Raw genomic sequence first — 18,657 nt, 5'->3', positions numbered from 1 at the left:
GTGAAATGATGCGTGCGTGATAGTGCAGCGCATCCGGCGCGTCGTAGACGGAGTTGCCGAGAAATTCGGCCGGTCCACCTCCGCTCTGATTGCCCCCGAGCGCCACTTCGACCCCGCGCACCCATGGTTCCTCACCGCGCCCGAGCGGGGCAACGACGACACCCGAATTTCGGCGTGGACCGACGGCAACCGCGTCGAGAATCTGGTGCACGGCAAGACCTACTTCGCCGCACTCGCACGCGCCCTCGAGCAGACCGAGCGCGACGATCTGGTGCTCTTCACCGATTGGCGCGGCGACCCGGAGCAGCTGCTCACCGACGACGGCGTGACCGTCGAAGACGCCCTGGCCGCCGTCGCGCACCGCGGTGGCGTCGTCAAGGGCATGGTGTGGCGCTCCCACATCGAGACCCTCGGTTTCACCGGTCCGAAGAATCGCAAGCTCGCACTGCGGCTGGAGGAGGCGGGCGGCGAGGTCATTCTCGACCAGCGCGTGCTGGTGACCGGAAGCCACCATCAGAAGTTCGTGGTCGTGCGGTACGGCAGGAAAGATCTGCCCGACGTCGCGTTCGTCGGTGGCATCGATCTGGCCCGTGCTCGACGCGATGACGCCGATCATTTCGGCGATCCTGTCTCACGTCCCTTCCCACCCGAGTACGGCGAGATTCCCGCGTGGCACGACGTGCAGGTGCAGATCGAAGGCCCGGCGGTGCGAGACGTGGAAGACGTCTTCCGTGAACGCTGGGAAGATCCGGCGGCTCTCTCCCGTTTGCCGTGGCACGCGATACCCGACCTGCTGCGCGGAGTCACGCGCGAACCGTCGGAACTCCCTCCGGCGGCGGAAGCCCCGGAGCCGCAGGGCACGTGCTCGGTGCAGCTGTTGCGCACCTACCCCCGCCGACGCCCCGCCTACCCGTTCGCCACCAAGGGCGAGCGCAGCGCGGCCCGCGCGTACGCCAAAGCTCTCGACAGGGCCACCGAGCTGATCTACATAGAGGATCAATATCTGTGGTCGGTCGACGTCGCTCGCGTCTTCGCCGCAGCCTTGCGCCGGAAGCCGAACCTGAAGTTGGTCGTGGTGGTCCCCAAGCACCTCGACGACGACAGCAACTTGACCATTCCTTCTGCGCTGCTGGGACACTCGGCGGCACTCGGGGTCATCCGCGCGGCCGGCGGTGATCGCGTACTGGTACTCGACATCGAAAACGACCGTGGCATACCGGTATACGTGCACTCGAAGGTCTGCATCATCGACGACGTGTGGACCGCGGTGGGATCGGACAACTTCAATCGCCGCTCCTGGACCCATGATTCGGAGCTGACCGCGGCCATTGTCGACGAGCAGCGCGACGATCGCACACCCGTGGACCCGGCAGGCCTCGGCGACGGTGCCAGAACCCATGCGCGCAACCTGAGACTCGAACTGATCCGCGAGCACCTGGGACGGGCCGACGGCGACGACGCGGACCTCGTCGACCCGCAGCAGTTCTTCGATGTGGTCTCGGCCAGCGCGACCGCTCTCGACAACTGGCATCGCAACCCGTCCGCCAAGTCCCGGCCCGTCGGCCGACTGCGCAGGCACGAGATCTCGGTGCCGCCCGTCTGGCAACAGCGACTCGCCGCACTCGCCTACCGCTTGTTCGTCGACCCCGACGGACGCCCCATCGGGATGCGCCTGCGTCGTCGATTCTGAAGACATCTTCGACCGACCCTTCCCGCTCCACCCGTTTCGGACCTGACAAATCGGGCATTCGCGATCGGTGCCTTCCTCCTCTCGAACACCCACTGCCCTCGTCTTCGCACCGTCTCCGCTGTTGACCGTGACTCTCGACGCCGCCCCGAACGGCAGTACCGAACTGCACGTACACGCAGGCGGTCAGGGTCACTGGATCGCGCGGATGGCGTCGGTGCTCGGTCTCGATGTCACGCTCGCCGGGGTCTTCGGCGGCGAGATCGGCACAGTACTGCGCGGCATCGTCGAGAGTGAGGGCATCTCCGTCGTCTCCATCGATATCGGCCAGGAAAGTGGCTCCTACGTGCACGATCGCCGCAGCGGAAAGCGTGAGGTCCTGGCCACGGTCGACCCGCCGCCGCTGGCCAGGCATGCACTCGACGATCTGTTCGGCGCGGCACTCGCCACCGGTGCCCGTAGCGACGTCGCGATCCTCGGCGGTCCGCATGCCGACGACATCGTGCCGACCGAGGTGTACGAGCGGCTGTGCGCGGACCTGCGTGCGCTCGATGTCCCGGTGGTAGCCGACCTGTCGGGACCGACGATGCAGGCTGCTCTCACCGGCGGTCTCACGGTGCTCAAGGTCAGTCACGAGGATCTCATCGCCGACGGCGGTGCCGAGTCCGAAGACCCGAAGCACCTGATCGAGTCGATGCGAAAGATGCACGACGCCGGTGCCGAGGTCGTCGTGATCTCACGAGCGGGAGACCCGGCGTTGGCTCTGGTGGAGGGCGACGTACTCGAGATCGTCACCCCGGGTCTGCAGATGGTGGACCACCACGGCGCAGGCGATTCGATGAGCGCCGGCATCGCCGCCGGAATCGCCCAGGGAATGTCGATGCAGGAGGCGCTACGGCTGGGCGGAGGCGCGGGCACAGCCAACGTCACCCGCCGCGGCCTCGGTAGTGGCCGAAAAGATCTGGTACTCGGGCTGACCGAATCGGTGGACGTGCGTCCGTACAGCAAGGCGGGCAAGAAATGAGAGCCCTGATCACGAACGACGACGGCGTGCACAGCGCGGGCATCGCACTGCTGGCACGAGTGGCCCTCGATGCCGGCCTCGACGTCGTGGTGGCCGCGCCCCACGAGGAGCGCAGTGGTGCCAGCGCTTCGTTGACGGGGATGGGCGTCGACGACCACCTCGGTATCGAGCTGACCGAGATCGAGGGACTACCCGATGTGACGGCCTATGCGGTGCAGGCCTCGCCTGCCCTCATCGCGTTCGTCGCCACGAGAGGAGCGTTCGGCGACACCCCGGACCTCGTGCTCTCGGGTATCAATCACGGCCCCAATACCGGTGCTGCCGTCCTGCATTCGGGAACGGTGGGCGCAGCGTTGACAGCCCTGACGCACGGGGTTCCCGCCATGGCCCTGTCCTCGCTCGCCACTCGGCCGTCGCATTGGGAGACCGCCGAACACGTCGCACATCTGGCCGTCACCTGGATGGTCGCGCACCTGACCGTCGATGCCGTGGTCAACGTCAACATTCCCGACGTTCCCCTCGCCGACTTCGCCGGAATCGTCCCGGCGTCACTGGCTCGCTACGGCGCAGTACAAGCCGAAATAGGAGACCGCGGAGAAGATTTCGTCACCGTCCGGTTCGACGCGATCCAGGCCGAAGACGACGACTCCGACGCCTCCTTGCTGGCCCGGAACTGGGCGACCGTCACCGCACTGCGTCCCCCGAGCGAGGTGGACCGCGTCGATCTGTCGACGATGTGCGAGTGAGCTCGGCACGCCGGGCAAACCAGAATTGTCGGTGCCCTCGGGCACACTGGGAACTACGCACCGCACATGCCACGGACCTAGGGGGTCAACGAGTATGACGTTCCATTCTGTAGTTCCACCGTTTCTGCTCGAACGGCTGCAGGGAGCCGGTGCCCGCGCCACGCTGCTTGCCGACCGTGAGATGCGGGCGGGACGAGAAGTCGTCCAAGCTCGTACCGCCATTGCGCCGCGGACAGGCGGCACACTCGAACGCACCATCTCCGACGCGAAATCGACCCGCGACCTCCCGGGCCAGCAGGTCCGCGCCGAGGGTGAAGATCCCACCGGTGATGCCGCGACCGACGAGGCATACGACGGTCTCGGCGCAACGTACGCGTTCTTCGACGAGGTCTACGGCTACTCGAGTCTCGACGGCAGCGGCCTGCCCCTCGACGCGACGGTGCACTACGGCCAGGACTACGACAACGCGTTCTGGGACGGCTCACGCATGGTGTTCGGCGACGGTGACGGCGAGGTGTTCGCACGCTTCACCATCTCGCTGGGCGTCATCGCGCACGAGCTGGCACACGGGTTCACGCAGTACACCACCCCGCTCGAATACAAGGACCAGGCCGGCGCACTGAACGAGTCCGTCTCCGACGTGTTCGGCGCACTCGTCGAGCAGTACACCGCGAAGCAGAACGCCGAGGACGCGTCGTGGCTGATCGGTGAAGGTCTGTTCCTGCCCGCCGTTCAGGGGAAAGCTCTGCGCTCGTTGCTCGAGCCCGGCACCGCGTACGACGACGATGTGTTGGGCAAGGATCCGCAGCCGGCGAGTATGGACGATTTTGTCGTCACCACCGAGGACGAGGGCGGGGTGCACATCAATTCGGGTATTCCCAACCGCGCGTTCGCCGTTGCCGCGACCACGCTGGGAGGTCCGGCGTGGGACCGCATCGGGCAGGTCTGGTTCGACACGATGACCGCCGGGGGACTCTCGCCGACAGTGGACTTCGCCGGCTTTGCCGCCGCAACACGCGCGGCGGCGAACAAGCGATTCGGAGCCGGGTCCGACGTTGCCGAGGCCGTGGCCACGGGTTGGTCTACCGTGGGGGTGAAGACAACCGGGAAGCCGAACGACGATCGGGTGTGATCGAGGGCAGATGAGCCTGCGCATCGAGGTACTACGAACCGGCGGCGTCGCCGGAATGTCCAAGCGTGGCATCGTCGAGACCGACGAGCCGGAATGGCAGTCGTTGGTCGAGGCCGCGCAGCCGTACCTTGCCGATCAGCAGGCCACCGACGCGGCCGAGTCGAACGCCCGCGACACATTCGTCTGGAGCGTGTCGGTGGGCGAGCATTCGTGCCGAGTCGGGGATTCTGCCCTGACCGGGCCCCTACGCGACCTCGCGGAGCGCACACTCCGCGAGGGCCGCGTCAGGTAGTTCAGCAGTTGTAGTCGACACAGCCCTGTAGTCAGCCCAGCTGTCAGGCCTTCCACTCCTCGCTGCGTTCTTCGGTTGCCTTGCTCAGTGCCTCGACGGTGGCGTCGACCCCGAAGTCCTTGCCGTAGACCGGCGAACCCGGCTGCTGTCGCCAGGATTCTTCGAGGGTTCCGGCATCGACCGGGTCGAAGCCGAGCTCGTCGATGACGGAGAACACGAACTTCTTCGAGTCGTCGTCGTTGCCTGCGATCGGCAGCGCGATGCGCCCGTCGGTCCCGACCGGTACGCCCTTCTCGAGCAAATGCTTGTACCAAATTCCGTTGAAGGCCTTGATCACCGGCTCACCGAGTTGTTGGGCCACCCACACGCTCTCGGGTGTTCCGCCTTCGATTTCCTCGATCAGCCCGTCCCGCTGTTGCGGGTAGTAGTTGTTGGTCTCGATGATCGGGGCACCAGGCTTGCGAGCACTGGTGATCGCTGGAGCGAGATCCGGAACGTTCTTCTGCGGGATGCTCAGAATGACGAGGTCGGCATCCTCCGCGGCATCCGCGGCGCACACCGCGGTCGCTCCGGTTTCCGCCGCCAGGTCGGCGAGAGTCTCCGGATCACGCGAGTTGGAGAACCGAACCTCGTGACCGAGTGTTGCGAGTCGGCGCGTGAGCGTGCCGCCGATCTGTCCACTTCCGATGATGCCAATTTTCATGTCCGGAACAAACGATCCCGGACGGGATCTATTCCCGTCAGGAACCGACAGAGACTTTCGAGCGGGGCCGGCCGAACTTCATCGCCTTGTCCACGAGCTTGCCGTACCGCAGAACCGGCAGGTCACGGAAGTAGTTCATCCGCAGCTTCCACGGAGTTTCGCTGCCCTGCCTCGGGAAGTTGTCCACGGCCCGCAGCACGTAACCCGCGGCGAAGTCGAGGAACGGTTCTTCGTCGATCGACGGATCGCGCTCGAGTTCGACGGTGCTGTATCCCTTCTCGTCCATGTGCGCGAGCAGTCGCATGACGTAGTTGGACACCATGTCGGCCTTCAGCGTCCACGAGGCGTTGGTGTAGCCGACGACAAAAGCGAAGTTGGGGATGCCGGTGAGCATCATGCCCTTGTAGGCCATGGTGCTGGGCAGGTCCACGTCGTTGCCGTCGACGCGGAACGTCGCGCCGCCGAGTGCGGACAGGTTCAATCCCGTTGCGGTGACCACGATATCGGCGTCGAGGTGCTGGCCGGACTTCAGCTTCAGGCCGGTCTCGGTGAAGCTGTCGATGTGATCGGTGACGATCGAGACCTCGTCCTTGCGGATCGAGCGGAACAGATCGTTGTCGGGCACCAGGCACAGCCGCTGATCCCACGGGTTGTAGGACGGGGTGAAGTGGGTGTCGAGGTCGTATCCCTTGGGCAGCCACCCCTCCTGGAGCTTCCGGATCCGCTTCTTCATGAATTCCGGGTACTTCTGACTCAAGGTGAAGATCAACATGGCCATCGACACGTTCTTGAGTCGGGTCGCGCTGTACGCCAACTTCTTCGGCAGCCGCTTCCGCAACGCCTGCGCAATCGGGTCCTTGGACGGCAGCGAGAGGATGTAGCTCGGCGAGCGCTGCAGCAGGGTCACGTGCTCGGCATCGCGAGCGAGGTTGGGGGCCAACGTGATCGCGGTGGCACCACTGCCGATGACGACGATCTTCTTGCCCGCGTAGTCCAGATCCTCGGGCCAGTGCTGCGGGTGGATCACCTGACCACCGAAGTTCTCCTGGCCGGCGAATTCGGGACTGAATCCCTTGTCGTAGTTGTAGTAACCACTGCAGGAGAACACGAACGACGCGGTGATAGTTACTGTTTCGTCGGTGTCGCTGCGCTGCGCAGTGACCGTCCAGAACTGCTGCTCGGACGACCATTCGAGGGCGACAACCTTGTGGTGGTACCGAATGTGCTTCTCGACGCCTGCTTCTCGAGCAGTCTCGACGATGTAGTTGCGGATGTCGGTGCCGTCGGCGATGGACTTCTCACCCATCCACGGTTTGAAGCTGTAGCCGAGGGTGTACATGTCGGAATCGGAGCGAATACCGGGGTAACGGAACAGATCCCACGTGCCACCGATCGCGCCGCGGCTTTCCAGGATGGTGTAGGTCTTCCCGGGCAGATCGTGCCCGAGGTGACGCGCGGCCCCGATGCCGGACAGGCCGGCACCGATGATGAGGACATCGACCTCGGGGGTAGTCAGTACGGCAGTCATATCAGCAACGATTCCTTAGGTGGGGGGGTCAGCTGGTCTTGTTGCGAGCGCTCTCGGACCGACCGAGGCGAGCTACTTCTTCGTCCATCTTGGGCAGGATGGTCGGCACGTGCGCCAGCATGCTGCGATCGCCGACGCGCGAGGTGATGACGGCCTTGAACCAGGACGCTGCACCCACCCATCGCGGTACGTACACGCGACGCTTGCGCTTGGCCAGGCCGTCGACGAAAGCGTCGACGCACTGCTCGACGGTCATCGTCTTGCCGAGAGGGCCCGGTAGTACCGCAAGCAAGTCCTGGAATGCCGTGAGATCGGATTTGGCGTCCCGCACCATCGGTGTGTCGATCCACGCCATGTGTGCGGAGCCGACGTCCACACCCCGGTAATCGACCTCCAGCCGAAGCGCATTCGCGAAGTGCTCGGCCGCAGCCTTGCTCGCGTTGTAGGCCGCAAGACCGGGGCAGGGCGTGAACGCTGCCAGCGAGGAGACGACGAGGATGTAGCCGTTGCGTTCGATCAGCGACGGCAACGCAGCGCGAACGGTGTTGAACACGCCCATCACGTTGATGTCCATGACGCGTTGGAACGTGGTCGGGTCCACCTGCATGATCGAGCCGTAGCTGGCGATTCCCGCATTGGCGAGTACCAGATCGATGCCGCCGAACGCCTCGATCCCGCCGTCGACGGCGCGCTGCATGTCGTCCAGACTTCGGACGTCGGCGACGAACGCCTCGGCCTTCAGCTGCGTCGCCAGCTCTCGCAGCGGGGCCTCGTCGACGTCGACGAGTACCAGCCGGGCACCTTTGCCTGCCAGGTCGCGCGCTGTGGCGGCACCGATTCCCCGTGCTGCTCCGGTGATCAGAACCACCTTGTTCCGTAGCGTCGACGCCGCCATGTGCTCCCCCTCGATGCGAATGCTTGTCTGCGAACACTTTGCATCTGATACCGAGCGGTGTCAAGATCTGTGTGTGACCACCCATCACAGTGAAGTCGGCCGCACCTACCGAGGTGCCGATCCGCAGCAGCGGCAGCAGGAGCGTCGGATCCGCCTGCTCGACGCAGCCGTCGAAGTATTCGGCACCACCGGCTATCGGACCGCGACGGTGGAGAAGGTGTGCAGCGAGGCGGGCCTGACCAAGCGCTACTTCTACGAGTCGTTCACCAACAGCGAAGACCTGCTGATGGCGACCTACACCCGCGCCACCGACGCCATGCGCGAGAGCATTCTCGCCGGAGCAGCCGCCGAGACGGATTCCAGCGAACAGGTGCTCCGAGGGGCACTCACCGGCTTCTTCACGTTCGTCGCCGAGCAGCCCAAATCGGCTCGAATTGCCTTCGTGGAAATCCTCGGCGTGTCCCCTACCGTCGACGCGCTGTACCGCAAGACCACCACCTCGTTCTCCGCGACGGTGCTACAGGTGGCCGAGACCGTCGGGTCCAGCCGCGGCCTGGCCGGGCCCAACCGTCGAACATTGGCGATGGGACTCGTCGGCGCGGTCCTCACCATCGCCCAACAGTGGCTGCTGTCCCCCGAACGCGAACCGTTGGATTCGGTGATCGCCAGCGCCCACACCATTCTGGCCGCAGTGGTGTTCGGACGCGTCGACGGCTAGCGAGTCTTCAGGCCCTGCTCTGCAGAGGCTCCACCGGTGCGTCCGCGGTGGATCGTTCGCCGGACTTGACGACGACCACGCCGAGCAGAACCAGTGCGCCACCGGCCAATTGGATCGACGCCGGAGCCTGCCCGAGCAGCAGCCACGCGAAGACAAGTGCGGCAACAACTTCCATCAATCCCATGAACGACGCCAACCGCGACCCGAGGCGTCGGCCGGCGGCGATCCCGAGCACGTAGGCCAATGCGGCGGTCACGACGCCGAGGCCGATGATCGGAACCCACCACGGAACGACCGCATCGACGAAGGTGACATCGGTGAGCGGGGCAGCGAACGGGATGATGCCGACGAGTCCGGCAACCAGCAGGATGAGCCCACCCGTGAGTAGGCCTGCCCCGGCGAGCACGATCGGCGGAAGTCCGTTGCTCTCGTCGGCAGAGAGCACCCAGTAGACGGCTGCGCCGGCCATCGAGCCCAGTGCCCACAGCACGCCGACCGTGTCGATGTCGGCTCCGGAGATCAGGTCGAGCACCAGCACCAGACCCATCGCAGCCAACAGCGCACCCACCACGGTCAGGCGGCCCGGACGCTGCTGGTGCCTGAACCACATCCACCCGATGACGGCCACCGGCGAGGTGAACTCGATCAGCAGCGCCACGCCCACCTCCATACGTCCGACGGCGTTGAAGAAGGCGAGCTGGCAGCCGGCCACCGCAAACGCTCCGTACGCAAGGAGCAGCTTCCAGTTCTTCGCCAGCAGGCCCCAGCGCCCGCGCAACGCGAGGATCGACGGAATCAGCAGGACGGCTGCCGCCAACAGAATCCGTGCAGTCACCGCGGCCCCGGCCGTCCAGCCGGCGTCGAGCAATCCCGTGGCCAGCGAACCGGAGAGCCCGAACGACGCGGCCGAGAGCAACGCGAACCCGAGCCCCGACAGCCGGCGCGAGCGCGCAGCAGCGTCGTGTGTGGCCGCGAGATCCACCGTCGTGTCATGAGTGTAAGCCGTCATGACATGTGACAGTAGAGACCGACTTGGTAAGGTGTCAACATGCTTTTTGCTCATGACGCAGAACTGTCGCTTCTGTCCGCCGTGGCATTGGTCAACTCCGCCGAGGATCCGGACACGTTGACAACACGCAACGAGCTGGCCGAGTTCTTCACCGAGCAGGGCTACTCCGGCCGCTTCGACGGCGACGACACCGAGCTCGAGGCGGTGAGGGCACTGCGTCCGACCCTGCGCGCTCTACTCACCAGCAGCCGCGAAGACGCCGTGGTCGAGGTCAACCGACTGCTGGCCGAGTCCTCGGCCCTGCCGCGACTGGTCCGCCACGGAGACCTCGACTGGCACGTTCACGCTGTGGCCGACGACAGTCCGCTCGCGACCCGCATCGTCGTCGAAACCGCGATGGCGATGATCGACGTCATCCGCGCCGACGAGCTGTCCCGCTTCGACGTCTGTGCCGATCCGGACTGCAACGGGTTGGTTCTCGATCTCTCACGCAACCGCTCACGCCGGTTCTGCAGCACGACCTGCGGCAACCGAGCGGCAGTTGCCGCCTACCGCGCACGTAAGGCCCAGTAGCGGAGGCATAGTCGACGGACTTCCGGGTATCCGGGGATGGAACTTAGCGAGAGGAACATCCCCCATGGTCGAGAAAAGGCCTTCCAAGACAAGCTGGGCACGGGCGGTCGAGAACATGTTGGCCGTCATCTTGATTTTCGCCGGAATCGCGGCCGCAGGCGGTCTGATCGCCGCCTTGGCGGGCGGCTTCGAAGGGTGGGCCATCGTTGCCGGTGTCACCGTCGTCGTGCTGTTCGGTGCCGCGTTCTTCGCCGTTCGAGACGGTGCCCGACGCCGCGCTCGTGAAATCGACACGGTCGTCTACGCACCCGACAGCACCGACCAATTGTTCGACGTCGACCCGAACACCGGTGAGCGAACCCCGCACCGCGAATAGTTCGACGTGCTGTGCTTTCGGTGAATCACGAGGTCATGATGGCACCGACTCGAGACGGACGATCGAATCGGTTCCGAGAAAGAACACCCCCGACGCGGTCTCGACGATCGAACCCGACTCGGTGAATCCGTCGGACCGTTCGGGCAGTGGCCATCGCCACCGCACGTCGTTCGATTCCGTGGTGGCCACGAGCGCGTTCTCCTCGAACGAATAAGCGGTGTTGCCGACGGTCGTCTCGGACGCGTACGGGTCGCGCAGCGTCCACACGTCCGCACCGCCTGCGTCGACGACGGTTGTGTCGGAGGTCAATTCGAGACCTTCGAGCGGCGTTCCGGTACGGGGATCGAAGAATGTGGCCTCACCGCCGAGGGTGACAAGGCCTCGTCCGTCGGACACGTGAATCAGCGGGCCCTCGACGCCGTCCCAGCCCGCGAAGGACGTGATCGGGCGCGACCACATCCGATCGAGGGCATCGATGGAACCCCCGTGCAGCACCGATTCGCCATCTTCGGGGTTGCCCTCGAGCAGAAAGACGGACTGCCCGTCGCTCTCGATGGCGTACGGGAACCAGGCTTCGGGGATCGGCGTTCTCCGTGCCTCCCCGTCGTCCACGCCGATCCTCACGACCGACGGGACGTCGGAATACGAATCCAGACAGACGATGTCGTTACCCACGAGCTCGCTTGCGCACTGGTCGACACTGCCGGGTGACTTCTTCCACCGGATACTCCCGTCCTCGGCATCGATGGCCACGAACTCGATCGAATCCACGGAATACGACCGAGGATTCGGCAATCCCGCGGCAGTGACGAGAACATCACCGGCGTCGATCACCCCGGCGACACTCGAATCGAATTGCAGATTTGCTGCGGGAGAACGAAATGCGAAGAACTCGCGTCCGTAGACGGTCTCCGCGTCGATCTGCCACGTCGGGTCGAGGATGGGCCCGGTCCGTGCCTGCGTGGTTGTCGTCTCCTCCGAGAACGTCGGTGTCATAGCCTGGACGTCCGACGGCTGTTCGACGGGAACGTCCTGCATCGATACCACGACGACTGCGGCGACGACGGATACGGCGGCAACAGCCACCGCAACTCCGGCGCGAATGGTGGACCTTCTCTGCGAATGAGTCATGGCCACTGCGTAATCGGAGCCTGCGCCACAGCATCGAGCACCTCGAAAGACAGTGGTTCCGGCAACACCAGCGGTGCGTACTGGGTGGGCTCGAGGTCGACCGTCGAGCGAACCGACACCTGCACCCCGGACGGTCGTGTCACCGTCACCGAACGCGTGAGCTGTGTGGTGCCGTCCTCGGAGACGAAGCTGTTCATTTATGTCGGCGTCATAGCTTTCGGGGCCGTACGCGGACTCTGGATCGTAGGGATCGAGATTGCACCCTCACTCGACGGGGGCAGCCCGACCTCCGAACAGCCCGGGAATTTCACCGGATACGTCGATCGGCTCGGACACAACATCGGAATCACTGACTACACAGCCGACTCCGGCGATCGAAGCAGGCCGGCCGCGCTCACCCGAGGGCCACCACCGTGACGATGACAGAGATCTGGATGATCGCATTGAATCTTCTACTGTCGGGCACGAGACGAAAATCCAGACCCAGAGGAAGGTTTCGGCGCTGTTGCGTTGACGATCGGTTGAGTGCGACAACCTATCGTTCCAGCTCAACGAGGTTGCTCTGCGTTCTGCTCGCCGCGACGACCGCGTTGCGTTCACCTCCGATACACCAGCGGGTGTTGGCATATGGCCATCGATTCGACAGCACCAGGTGAGGGGTTGTGCGGTGGGCCGTATACAGCTCGAGTCCGTATCCAAAAAGTTCGGCAGCAGCGATGCGTTGACGGAGATAGATCTCGATATCGCCGACGGCGAATTCCTGGTTCTACTCGGACCGAGCGGCTGCGGGAAGTCGACCCTGCTTCGACTGGTCGCAGGCATGACCCAGCCGACCGGCGGCCGAATCCTGCTCGACGGCAAAGACATCACCGTCGTGCCGCCGCGTAACCGAGACCTTGCGATGGTGTTTCAAAGTTACGCGCTCTATCCGCACCTGAGCGTTGCCAAGAACATCGGCTTCCCGCTTCGGTCACGCAGATTCTCCCGTAGCCGTATTGCGGATTCGGTGGCCGCCGTTGCCACAGCCCTCGATCTGAGTGAGCTGTTGTACAGACGACCGGCCGAGCTCTCCGGCGGGCAGCGGCAGCGAGTTGCTCTGGCGCGGGCCATGGTTCGAGATCCAGGCGCATTTCTGATGGACGAGCCCCTGTCCAATCTCGACGCTAAGCTCCGCAGCGCCACCCGCACCGAGTTGATCGAACTGCATCGGCGGATCGGCACCACCTTCCTCTACGTCACACACGATCAGGTCGAGGCGATGACGATGGCGACGCGAATCGCACTGATGGACAACGGCCGCATCGAACAGGTCGGCACACCTTCCGAGCTCTACGACACCCCGAAATCGGTTTTCGTGGCCGGATTCCTCGGTGCCCCGCCGATGAACCTGTTCGACGCCACCGTCACGGCGCATCGAGGCGAACTTCACGCCGTGGCTCCAGGAGTGAACATTCCCCTGGGGATCGAGGCGGGCGCACATACCGATCAGCCGGTCACAGTCGGCATCAGGCCGGAGAAGATGCACATCACGGACGCACCCGCTCGCCTACATGCCGACGTCACGACGGTGGAAAACCTCGGCAGCGAGGAGCTCGTCCACGTTCGAGCAGGCTTGAACACATTGTGCATCAGAGCATCTCGCCCGTCCCAGGCCTGCGTGGGAAACCCGATCTCCATCCGGGTCGAGCCCACGGACGTGCATCTGTTCGACCCCGAAACCGGGCGACGCCTGATCTGGGCACCCGAGGACACACCTGCCCGAGACCGATCACCGCTCTACGTCGCCTGACCATCCCTCTCGTCTCATCGAACGGAAAGTGCAGACAGTGAAACGCATTCTCATCGGATCGGGAGCGCTGGTAGTGAGCGCTCTGATGTTGACTGCCTGCGGAGGACTGGGCAGTACCTCGGCCCCCACCTCGACAGCAGTACCGGCATCGATTCCAGAACTCGCCCCTGATCAACCGGTATCTATCGTCTTCGAGAGCTACAACTACGGGCTGGCCGGCGCCTGGACGGACACGTTCGACGCCCTGATCTCCGAGTTCGAGAAGCAACATCCGAACATCACCGTCACCGCGCAGAAGCCTCAGGGCAACAGCCCCAATCCGGCCACCGACACGGTGTCGAGCATCCAGAGCCAGATGGTCGCCGGGGCCGCTCCGGACGTGGCGCAGCTCGGCTTCAGTGACCTCGACTTCACCATCCACCAGCTGGGCGCGAAATCACTCGACGATCTCGTCGGCAAGGACGAGGTACAGCGCAACTTCGACGGCGTACGGCACCCGTACGCCCCCACTGCGCGAGCACTTGCCGACTGGGACGGCACGACATATGGAGTGCCGTTCGTCTTCTCCACGCCTGTCTTCTATTACAACGCAACACTGTTCGAGCAGGCCGGTCTTGATCCGGCGACTCCGCCGACCACGTGGGACGAGGTGGCCACTGCCGCATCGGCCATCGCGTCGAAGACCGGTAAGGGCGGGGTGTATCTGGACTGCCTCACCAAATCGGCCAAGGACTGGTGCTTCCAGAGCCTGGTTCGGTCCAACGGCGGTCGAGCGATATCGCAGGACCGGTCGACGCTCGAGTTCGATGCACAACCTGCCGTCGACGCCACCGCCATGGCCCGCGGACTCGTCGACGCCGGGGCCACGCCGAAGCTCAGCCAGCAACAGGGGTACGAAGCCTTTGCCCGCGGCGACATGGGAATGATCCTCGAAACGAGCGCGATACAAGGCACGTTCATCAAGGGCGCGAAGGACAAGTGGGACCTGCGGGCCACCACGATGCCGTCGTTCGGCTCGAAGCCCGTCGTACCGACCAACTCCGGGGCGTCACTGTTCACCTTCGCCTCCGACCCCGCGAAGCAGCGTGCATCCTGGGAGCTGATCGAGTTCCTTACCAGCGAAGAGTCCTACATCGCGATCTCGGAGGGCATCGGCTACCTGCCTTTGCGTACCGGGCTCGTCGACGATCCCGACGGTTTGGAGGAATGGGCCGAGTCCAACCCATTGATCGAACCCAACCTGACGCAGCTGGAAACGATGGAGCCGTGGGTATCGATGCCCGGCAATGACTATCTGCAGATCCGGGACGGCATGATGGACGCCGTCGAATCGATCGTGTACCAGGGTGCAGACCCGGCTGCGACATTGACTGCCGCCCGTGAGCAGGCCACGATGCTTCTGCCCGCATCATGAAGGGGGCAGGAGTGGAGCCCGCGGAACGACCCAAGAAGGCAGGAGTGGAGCCCGCGGAACGACCCAAGAAGGCAGGAGTGGAGCCCGCGGAACGACCAGATAGGTCGGCATTCACGCTCGTGCAGTTGACCGATACTCATCTGCGGGCCGAGGGAGAACTTGTCCACGGAAGTGTCGACACATTTGCCAATCTGACGTGTGTTCTCGACATGCTCGCGGCCTCCGGGCAGCGCATCGACGCGATGATCTTCTCCGGTGACGTGGCCGACGACGGTGATCCGGCCGCGTACCGTCGACTGCGGGGTGCTGTCGATCCGGTGGCCGAATCACTGGGTGCAGCAACGATCTACGCGATGGGAAATCACGACGAGCGGGCGGCGTTCGGTCGCGAGTTACTCGACGACCCTCGGGCGTGGGACCCGGATCGCACGTTCGACTCGGTGCAGGTCGTCGACGGAGTTCGTATCGTCGTCCTCGACAGCTCGACACCGGGGCGACACGACGGCCGGATAGAGCCACATCAACTACGTTGGCTTGCAGAAGTATTGGCGGTGCCATCACTTCGTGGCACGATCCTAATACTGCATCACCCGCCCATTTCGTCGCCGGTGGTGACGGTCGACTATCTGAGGCTGCAGAACCCTGCTGACCTCGAGTGCACGATTGCGGGATCGGACGTGCGGGTGATCGTTTGCGGCCACGCCCACCACACAGGTGCAGGGTCCGTCGGCGGTGTTCCGGTGTGGGTCGGTCCTGCGATGTCGTACCGTGTCGACACCTTTCCCCCGGCCGGGCGGCACCGAGGCCTCTCCGGCTTCGGCTTCACTCGCATAGACCTGCTCGAATCCGGTTTCACCGCAACCGCCGTCGAGGTGACGCCTGCCGCTACCGTGTACGATGAGTCTCGGCAATCGGTACTCGACAAGCTCGCCCATCTCTCACACCAGGCCGGGTGAGAAGGGGTGTTCATCGCCGTGGCGGATCGACCGCTCGAGACCGTCGTCGGTACGAATGCAGGGCCCCTCGTTCGCCAGGGCCGGTGGCGGCGGGTGATCCGGTCGGCGCAGCCGTACTTGTATCTGACACCGGCTGTCGGCCTGTTGATCGTGTGGACGTACCGACCACTGGTGCAGGCCGCGGAACTGTCGACCTACTCGTGGAACCTTCTGCCGACCACACCGATGGTTCCAGTCGGTGCCGACAACTATCGACGACTGCTCGAGCTACCGGCCGTCGGAGATTCCCTTTGGCGCACAGTGATTTTGATCATCGGGCTGTTGCCGTTTTCCATCGTACTTCCGGTGACCATCGCGTTCGCCACCCGAAAGGTGAACGGACGCGCACGGGTTGTCTATCAGAGCATCGTCTTCGCGCCGTTCCTCATCGCGCCCGTCGCCGGAGCGGCCGTGTGGCAATGGCTGCTCGACCCGGGTGCAGGCATCGTCAACCGCGTCATCGGCTCCGATCGCAACTGGATTCAGGACGCCGACACCGCACAGTTCGTCATCATCGTGATCACAGGTTGGCACTTCCTGGGTTTCGCAGTTCTGGTGGTGTCCGCGGGGATGGCCGGTATCGACACGTCGTACCAGGAGGCGGCGGAGTCGGACGGTGCGTCCAAATGGCAGATCGACCGGTGGATCGTTCTGCCGCTGCTGTCGCCGACGTTGGTGTTCCTCGCCCTGATGACTGTGTTGTTGAGCGCCCAGTGGACGTTCCCGCTCATCGATACCCTGACTCAGGGCGGTCCGTCCCGGTCTACCACCAACATTTATTACCTACTGTGGGACTACGGCTTCCGCACTTTCGATGCCGGCCTGAGCGCGGCCGCCGGCATCGTGCTGTTCGTGGGATTCGGGGCGCTCGCCGGCGGTCTCGTGTGGTTGTCGGAAAAGGTTGCCTTTCATGACGATTGATATCGGCCGCGTACGCGGACATCTGATTCTCGGCATCACCGCGCTGGCGTGCGCGTTTCCGATCTACTGGTTGTTCGCGACGTCGTTGCGCCGCCCCGACGACGTCTATTCGCTCTCCCCCGTGCCGTGGCCCCTCTCAGTGTCCAACTATGTCGACGCGGCGGACAAGGTGGACCTGTTCGGTCTGTTGGGCAACACGTTTGCCGTTGCGCTCGCGTCGTCGACGGCGCAGCTGCTGATCGCTGTCTTGGCGTCGTACGCCTTCGCGATGTACACGTTCCGGTTCCAGAAGTTGCTGTACCTCGCGTTCGTCGGCACGTGGCTGGTGCCGTTCCAGGTGACGATGTTGCCGAACTACGTTCTGCTGTATCAGCTGGGGCTCATCAACACCCTCGCAGGCGTCGTCGTGCCCACACTCTGTTCCGCATTGGCCGTGCTGTTGCTTCGTCAACACATGGCAGGCTTTCCGAAAGAGCTGATCTCGGCCGCACAAATGGATGGACGTTCCTCGTGGTCGATCCTGTGGACTGTGGTGGTCCCCAACCTCAGGCCCGCACTCGCAGCCCTGTCGATCCTGTTGTTCGTCAACTCCTGGAACGAATATTTCTGGCCTGCAGTGGTACTGCAGCGAAGCAACGCCGTCCTGCAACTGGGTCTGCGTAGCTTCATGGGCACCGAGGGCACCGACTGGGGACCGATGATGGCTGTCGCAGGAATGGCGTGCCTACCGGTGTTCCTGCTCTACGTCGTTCTGCAACGGCACATCGTCGACGCGTTCGTCAGGTCGGGCCTGAAGTGATCACGCCGGTTCGATACAACGCACGAAAGCGTCGACTGCGGGGTTGCACTCGTTGCCTCGCCAGACGAGATACAGATCGATTGTCGGGACTGGATCGAACAGCTTGACGGCCACTGTGTTCGACCCAACGGCTCCCATCCCCGCCGAGGTCGCCCGCGACCACGACGCGAACCCGACCAATGGCTTCACCGACACCACGTGAGCCGTCGCACCTGGGTCATCGGCAGTCTGAGCCACATGGAGTCCGATGCGGTTGTCGGCGGCCGCCGCGAAAATGGAGTCGTACATCGCCGGGCACTGCTCTCGGTCGAACAAGATGCAGGATTGACCTGCCAAGTCCGCGAACGGAACTCGGGACAGACCTGCCCAACTGTGTTTCCTGCCGACCACGGCGACAAGCGGTAAACCCTGCAGCACCCGGCGATGCCTGAACTCCCCCGATCCAGGGCGGCCGTAGACGAGCGCAACATCGAGAGTGCCGTCTTTCAGAGCCGTCAACTGTGGGCCGGTTCGCTTCTCCCACAGCGAAACCACGACGTCCGAGTGATCGCGATTCATCCGGGCCAGGGCGTCGGGCAGTACGTGCCGACTGGCCGGCAAGTTGTAACCGATGTTGAGAGACCGTTCCTCACCGGTCGCGACCGCCCGGGTGACCCTGGCCGCCGTGTCCATCTGTCGAACTATGAGCCGCGCCTGACTCTCGAATTCGCGACCCGCTCGTGTCAGCGTCACCTCGTGCGACGTCCTGGCCACCAACGTCACTCCCAGCGACTTCTCCAGCTTCTGCAATTGGGCGCTCAACGACGGCTGGGTGAGGTGCAGGCGAGCGGCGGCGCGTCCGAAATGCAGTTCTTCGGAGAGGGCAATGAACGCCGTCAGATGCCTGAGCTCCATGATCTGCCCTTCGAGATGGGATGATCTCGCC

20 protein-coding genes are annotated in these 18,657 nt (G+C 64.2%); 13 read left to right on the top strand and 7 right to left on the bottom strand.

Going from position 1 to position 18,657, the window contains the following annotated elements:
* Positions 1–16 precede the first annotated feature (16 nt).
* From BH93_RS04565 to BH93_RS04545, 5 genes are all read left to right on the top strand, one after another.
* Positions 17–1,690 carry a phospholipase D family protein gene (locus tag BH93_RS04565; protein WP_037176070.1) on the top strand — a complete coding sequence of 558 codons (1,674 nt, stop codon included), beginning with the start codon at positions 17–19 and terminating at the stop codon, positions 1,688–1,690.
* A 127-nt stretch (positions 1,691–1,817) separates the two neighbouring features.
* On the top strand, positions 1,818–2,711 hold the full coding sequence (locus tag BH93_RS04560; protein ID WP_242459210.1) for a 1-phosphofructokinase family hexose kinase: 894 nt from the start codon (positions 1,818–1,820) through the stop codon (positions 2,709–2,711).
* A complete protein-coding gene (gene surE, locus BH93_RS04555; protein WP_037176066.1) occupies positions 2,708–3,457 on the top strand; it encodes a 5'/3'-nucleotidase SurE in 750 nt (249 codons plus the stop codon). Before BH93_RS04560 ends, surE begins: the two co-directional genes overlap by 4 nt.
* 94 nt (positions 3,458–3,551) lie before the next feature.
* The gene (locus tag BH93_RS04550; RefSeq protein ID WP_037176064.1) at positions 3,552–4,589 is read left to right on the top strand and encodes a M4 family metallopeptidase; all 1,038 of its coding nucleotides are present in this window, start codon (positions 3,552–3,554) and stop codon (positions 4,587–4,589) included.
* A gap of 10 nt (positions 4,590–4,599) precedes the next feature.
* On the top strand, positions 4,600–4,881 hold the full coding sequence (locus BH93_RS04545; RefSeq protein ID WP_052065549.1) for a protealysin inhibitor emfourin: 282 nt from the start codon (positions 4,600–4,602) through the stop codon (positions 4,879–4,881).
* Between the two features lie 43 nt (positions 4,882–4,924).
* On the opposite strand, the gene BH93_RS04540 is transcribed toward BH93_RS04545, so the two are convergent.
* From BH93_RS04540 to BH93_RS04530, 3 genes are read right to left on the bottom strand one after another with little or no spacing between them, the layout of a single operon-like run.
* A complete protein-coding gene (locus BH93_RS04540) occupies positions 4,925–5,584 on the bottom strand; it encodes an NADPH-dependent F420 reductase (RefSeq protein ID WP_037176063.1) in 660 nt (219 codons plus the stop codon).
* 37 nt (positions 5,585–5,621) lie between these two features.
* Positions 5,622–7,112, bottom strand: coding sequence for a flavin-containing monooxygenase (locus BH93_RS04535; protein ID WP_037176061.1), 1,491 nt, complete (start codon positions 7,110–7,112; stop codon positions 5,622–5,624).
* A 28-nt stretch (positions 7,113–7,140) separates the two neighbouring features.
* Positions 7,141–8,007, bottom strand: coding sequence for an SDR family oxidoreductase (locus BH93_RS04530; RefSeq protein WP_037176060.1), 867 nt, complete (start codon positions 8,005–8,007; stop codon positions 7,141–7,143).
* Positions 8,008–8,080: 73 nt separating this feature from the next.
* Here BH93_RS04530 and BH93_RS04525 point away from each other — a divergent pair, with 73 nt between their 5' ends.
* The gene (locus BH93_RS04525; protein ID WP_037176058.1) at positions 8,081–8,725 is read left to right on the top strand and encodes a TetR/AcrR family transcriptional regulator; all 645 of its coding nucleotides are present in this window, start codon (positions 8,081–8,083) and stop codon (positions 8,723–8,725) included.
* 7 nt (positions 8,726–8,732) lie between these two features.
* Here the strand turns inward: BH93_RS04525 and BH93_RS04520 are convergent, their stop codons facing one another.
* Complete coding sequence (locus tag BH93_RS04520; protein WP_037176056.1) at positions 8,733–9,734, bottom strand: EamA family transporter; 1,002 nt, start codon at positions 9,732–9,734, stop codon at positions 8,733–8,735.
* Between the two features lie 39 nt (positions 9,735–9,773).
* On the opposite strand from BH93_RS04520, the gene BH93_RS04515 reads away from it, so the two are divergent.
* Positions 9,774–10,307: a CGNR zinc finger domain-containing protein gene (locus tag BH93_RS04515; RefSeq protein WP_037149106.1), complete on the top strand. Its 534-nt coding sequence runs from the start codon at positions 9,774–9,776 to the stop codon at positions 10,305–10,307.
* Between the two features lie 64 nt (positions 10,308–10,371).
* Positions 10,372–10,683 (top strand): hypothetical protein, encoded by a 312-nt coding sequence (locus BH93_RS04510; RefSeq protein ID WP_141215839.1) that lies wholly within the window; start codon positions 10,372–10,374, stop codon positions 10,681–10,683.
* A gap of 33 nt (positions 10,684–10,716) precedes the next feature.
* Here BH93_RS04510 and BH93_RS04505 read toward each other — a convergent pair whose 3' ends face one another.
* The gene (locus tag BH93_RS04505; protein ID WP_037176054.1) at positions 10,717–11,814 is read right to left on the bottom strand and encodes a hypothetical protein; all 1,098 of its coding nucleotides are present in this window, start codon (positions 11,812–11,814) and stop codon (positions 10,717–10,719) included.
* Entirely contained in the window at positions 11,811–12,011 is a 201-nt protein-coding gene (locus BH93_RS04500) for a hypothetical protein (protein ID WP_037176053.1), read from the bottom strand. Before BH93_RS04500 ends, BH93_RS04505 begins: the two co-directional genes overlap by 4 nt.
* Before the next feature lie 470 nt (positions 12,012–12,481).
* Between BH93_RS04500 and BH93_RS04495 the strand changes: the two genes are divergently transcribed.
* The 5 genes from BH93_RS04495 to BH93_RS04475 are packed head-to-tail and all read left to right on the top strand — an operon-like array spanning position 12,482 to position 17,732.
* Positions 12,482–13,603, top strand: coding sequence for an ABC transporter ATP-binding protein (locus BH93_RS04495; protein WP_037176051.1), 1,122 nt, complete (start codon positions 12,482–12,484; stop codon positions 13,601–13,603).
* A gap of 37 nt (positions 13,604–13,640) precedes the next feature.
* Positions 13,641–15,017 carry an ABC transporter substrate-binding protein gene (locus tag BH93_RS04490; protein WP_052065545.1) on the top strand — a complete coding sequence of 459 codons (1,377 nt, stop codon included), beginning with the start codon at positions 13,641–13,643 and terminating at the stop codon, positions 15,015–15,017.
* Positions 15,014–15,973 carry a metallophosphoesterase gene (locus tag BH93_RS04485; protein ID WP_080739173.1) on the top strand — a complete coding sequence of 320 codons (960 nt, stop codon included), beginning with the start codon at positions 15,014–15,016 and terminating at the stop codon, positions 15,971–15,973. Before BH93_RS04490 ends, BH93_RS04485 begins: the two co-directional genes overlap by 4 nt.
* Positions 15,974–15,991: 18 nt before the next feature.
* Positions 15,992–16,933, top strand: coding sequence for a carbohydrate ABC transporter permease (locus BH93_RS04480; protein ID WP_080739236.1), 942 nt, complete (start codon positions 15,992–15,994; stop codon positions 16,931–16,933).
* Entirely contained in the window at positions 16,923–17,732 is an 810-nt protein-coding gene (locus BH93_RS04475; protein ID WP_037176048.1) for a carbohydrate ABC transporter permease, read from the top strand. Before BH93_RS04480 ends, BH93_RS04475 begins: the two co-directional genes overlap by 11 nt.
* On the opposite strand, the gene BH93_RS04470 is transcribed toward BH93_RS04475, so the two are convergent.
* Positions 17,733–18,626, bottom strand: coding sequence for a LysR substrate-binding domain-containing protein (locus BH93_RS04470; RefSeq protein WP_037176930.1), 894 nt, complete (start codon positions 18,624–18,626; stop codon positions 17,733–17,735).
* Between the last annotated feature and the right edge of the window lie 31 nt (positions 18,627–18,657).

Origin of the sequence: Rhodococcoides fascians A25f (assembly GCF_000760935.2) — a bacterium.
GTDB lineage: Bacteria > Actinomycetota > Actinomycetes > Mycobacteriales > Mycobacteriaceae > Rhodococcoides.
The sequence above is the reverse complement of the archived record's forward strand: the minus strand, read 5'-3'. Positions and strand labels throughout refer to the sequence as shown.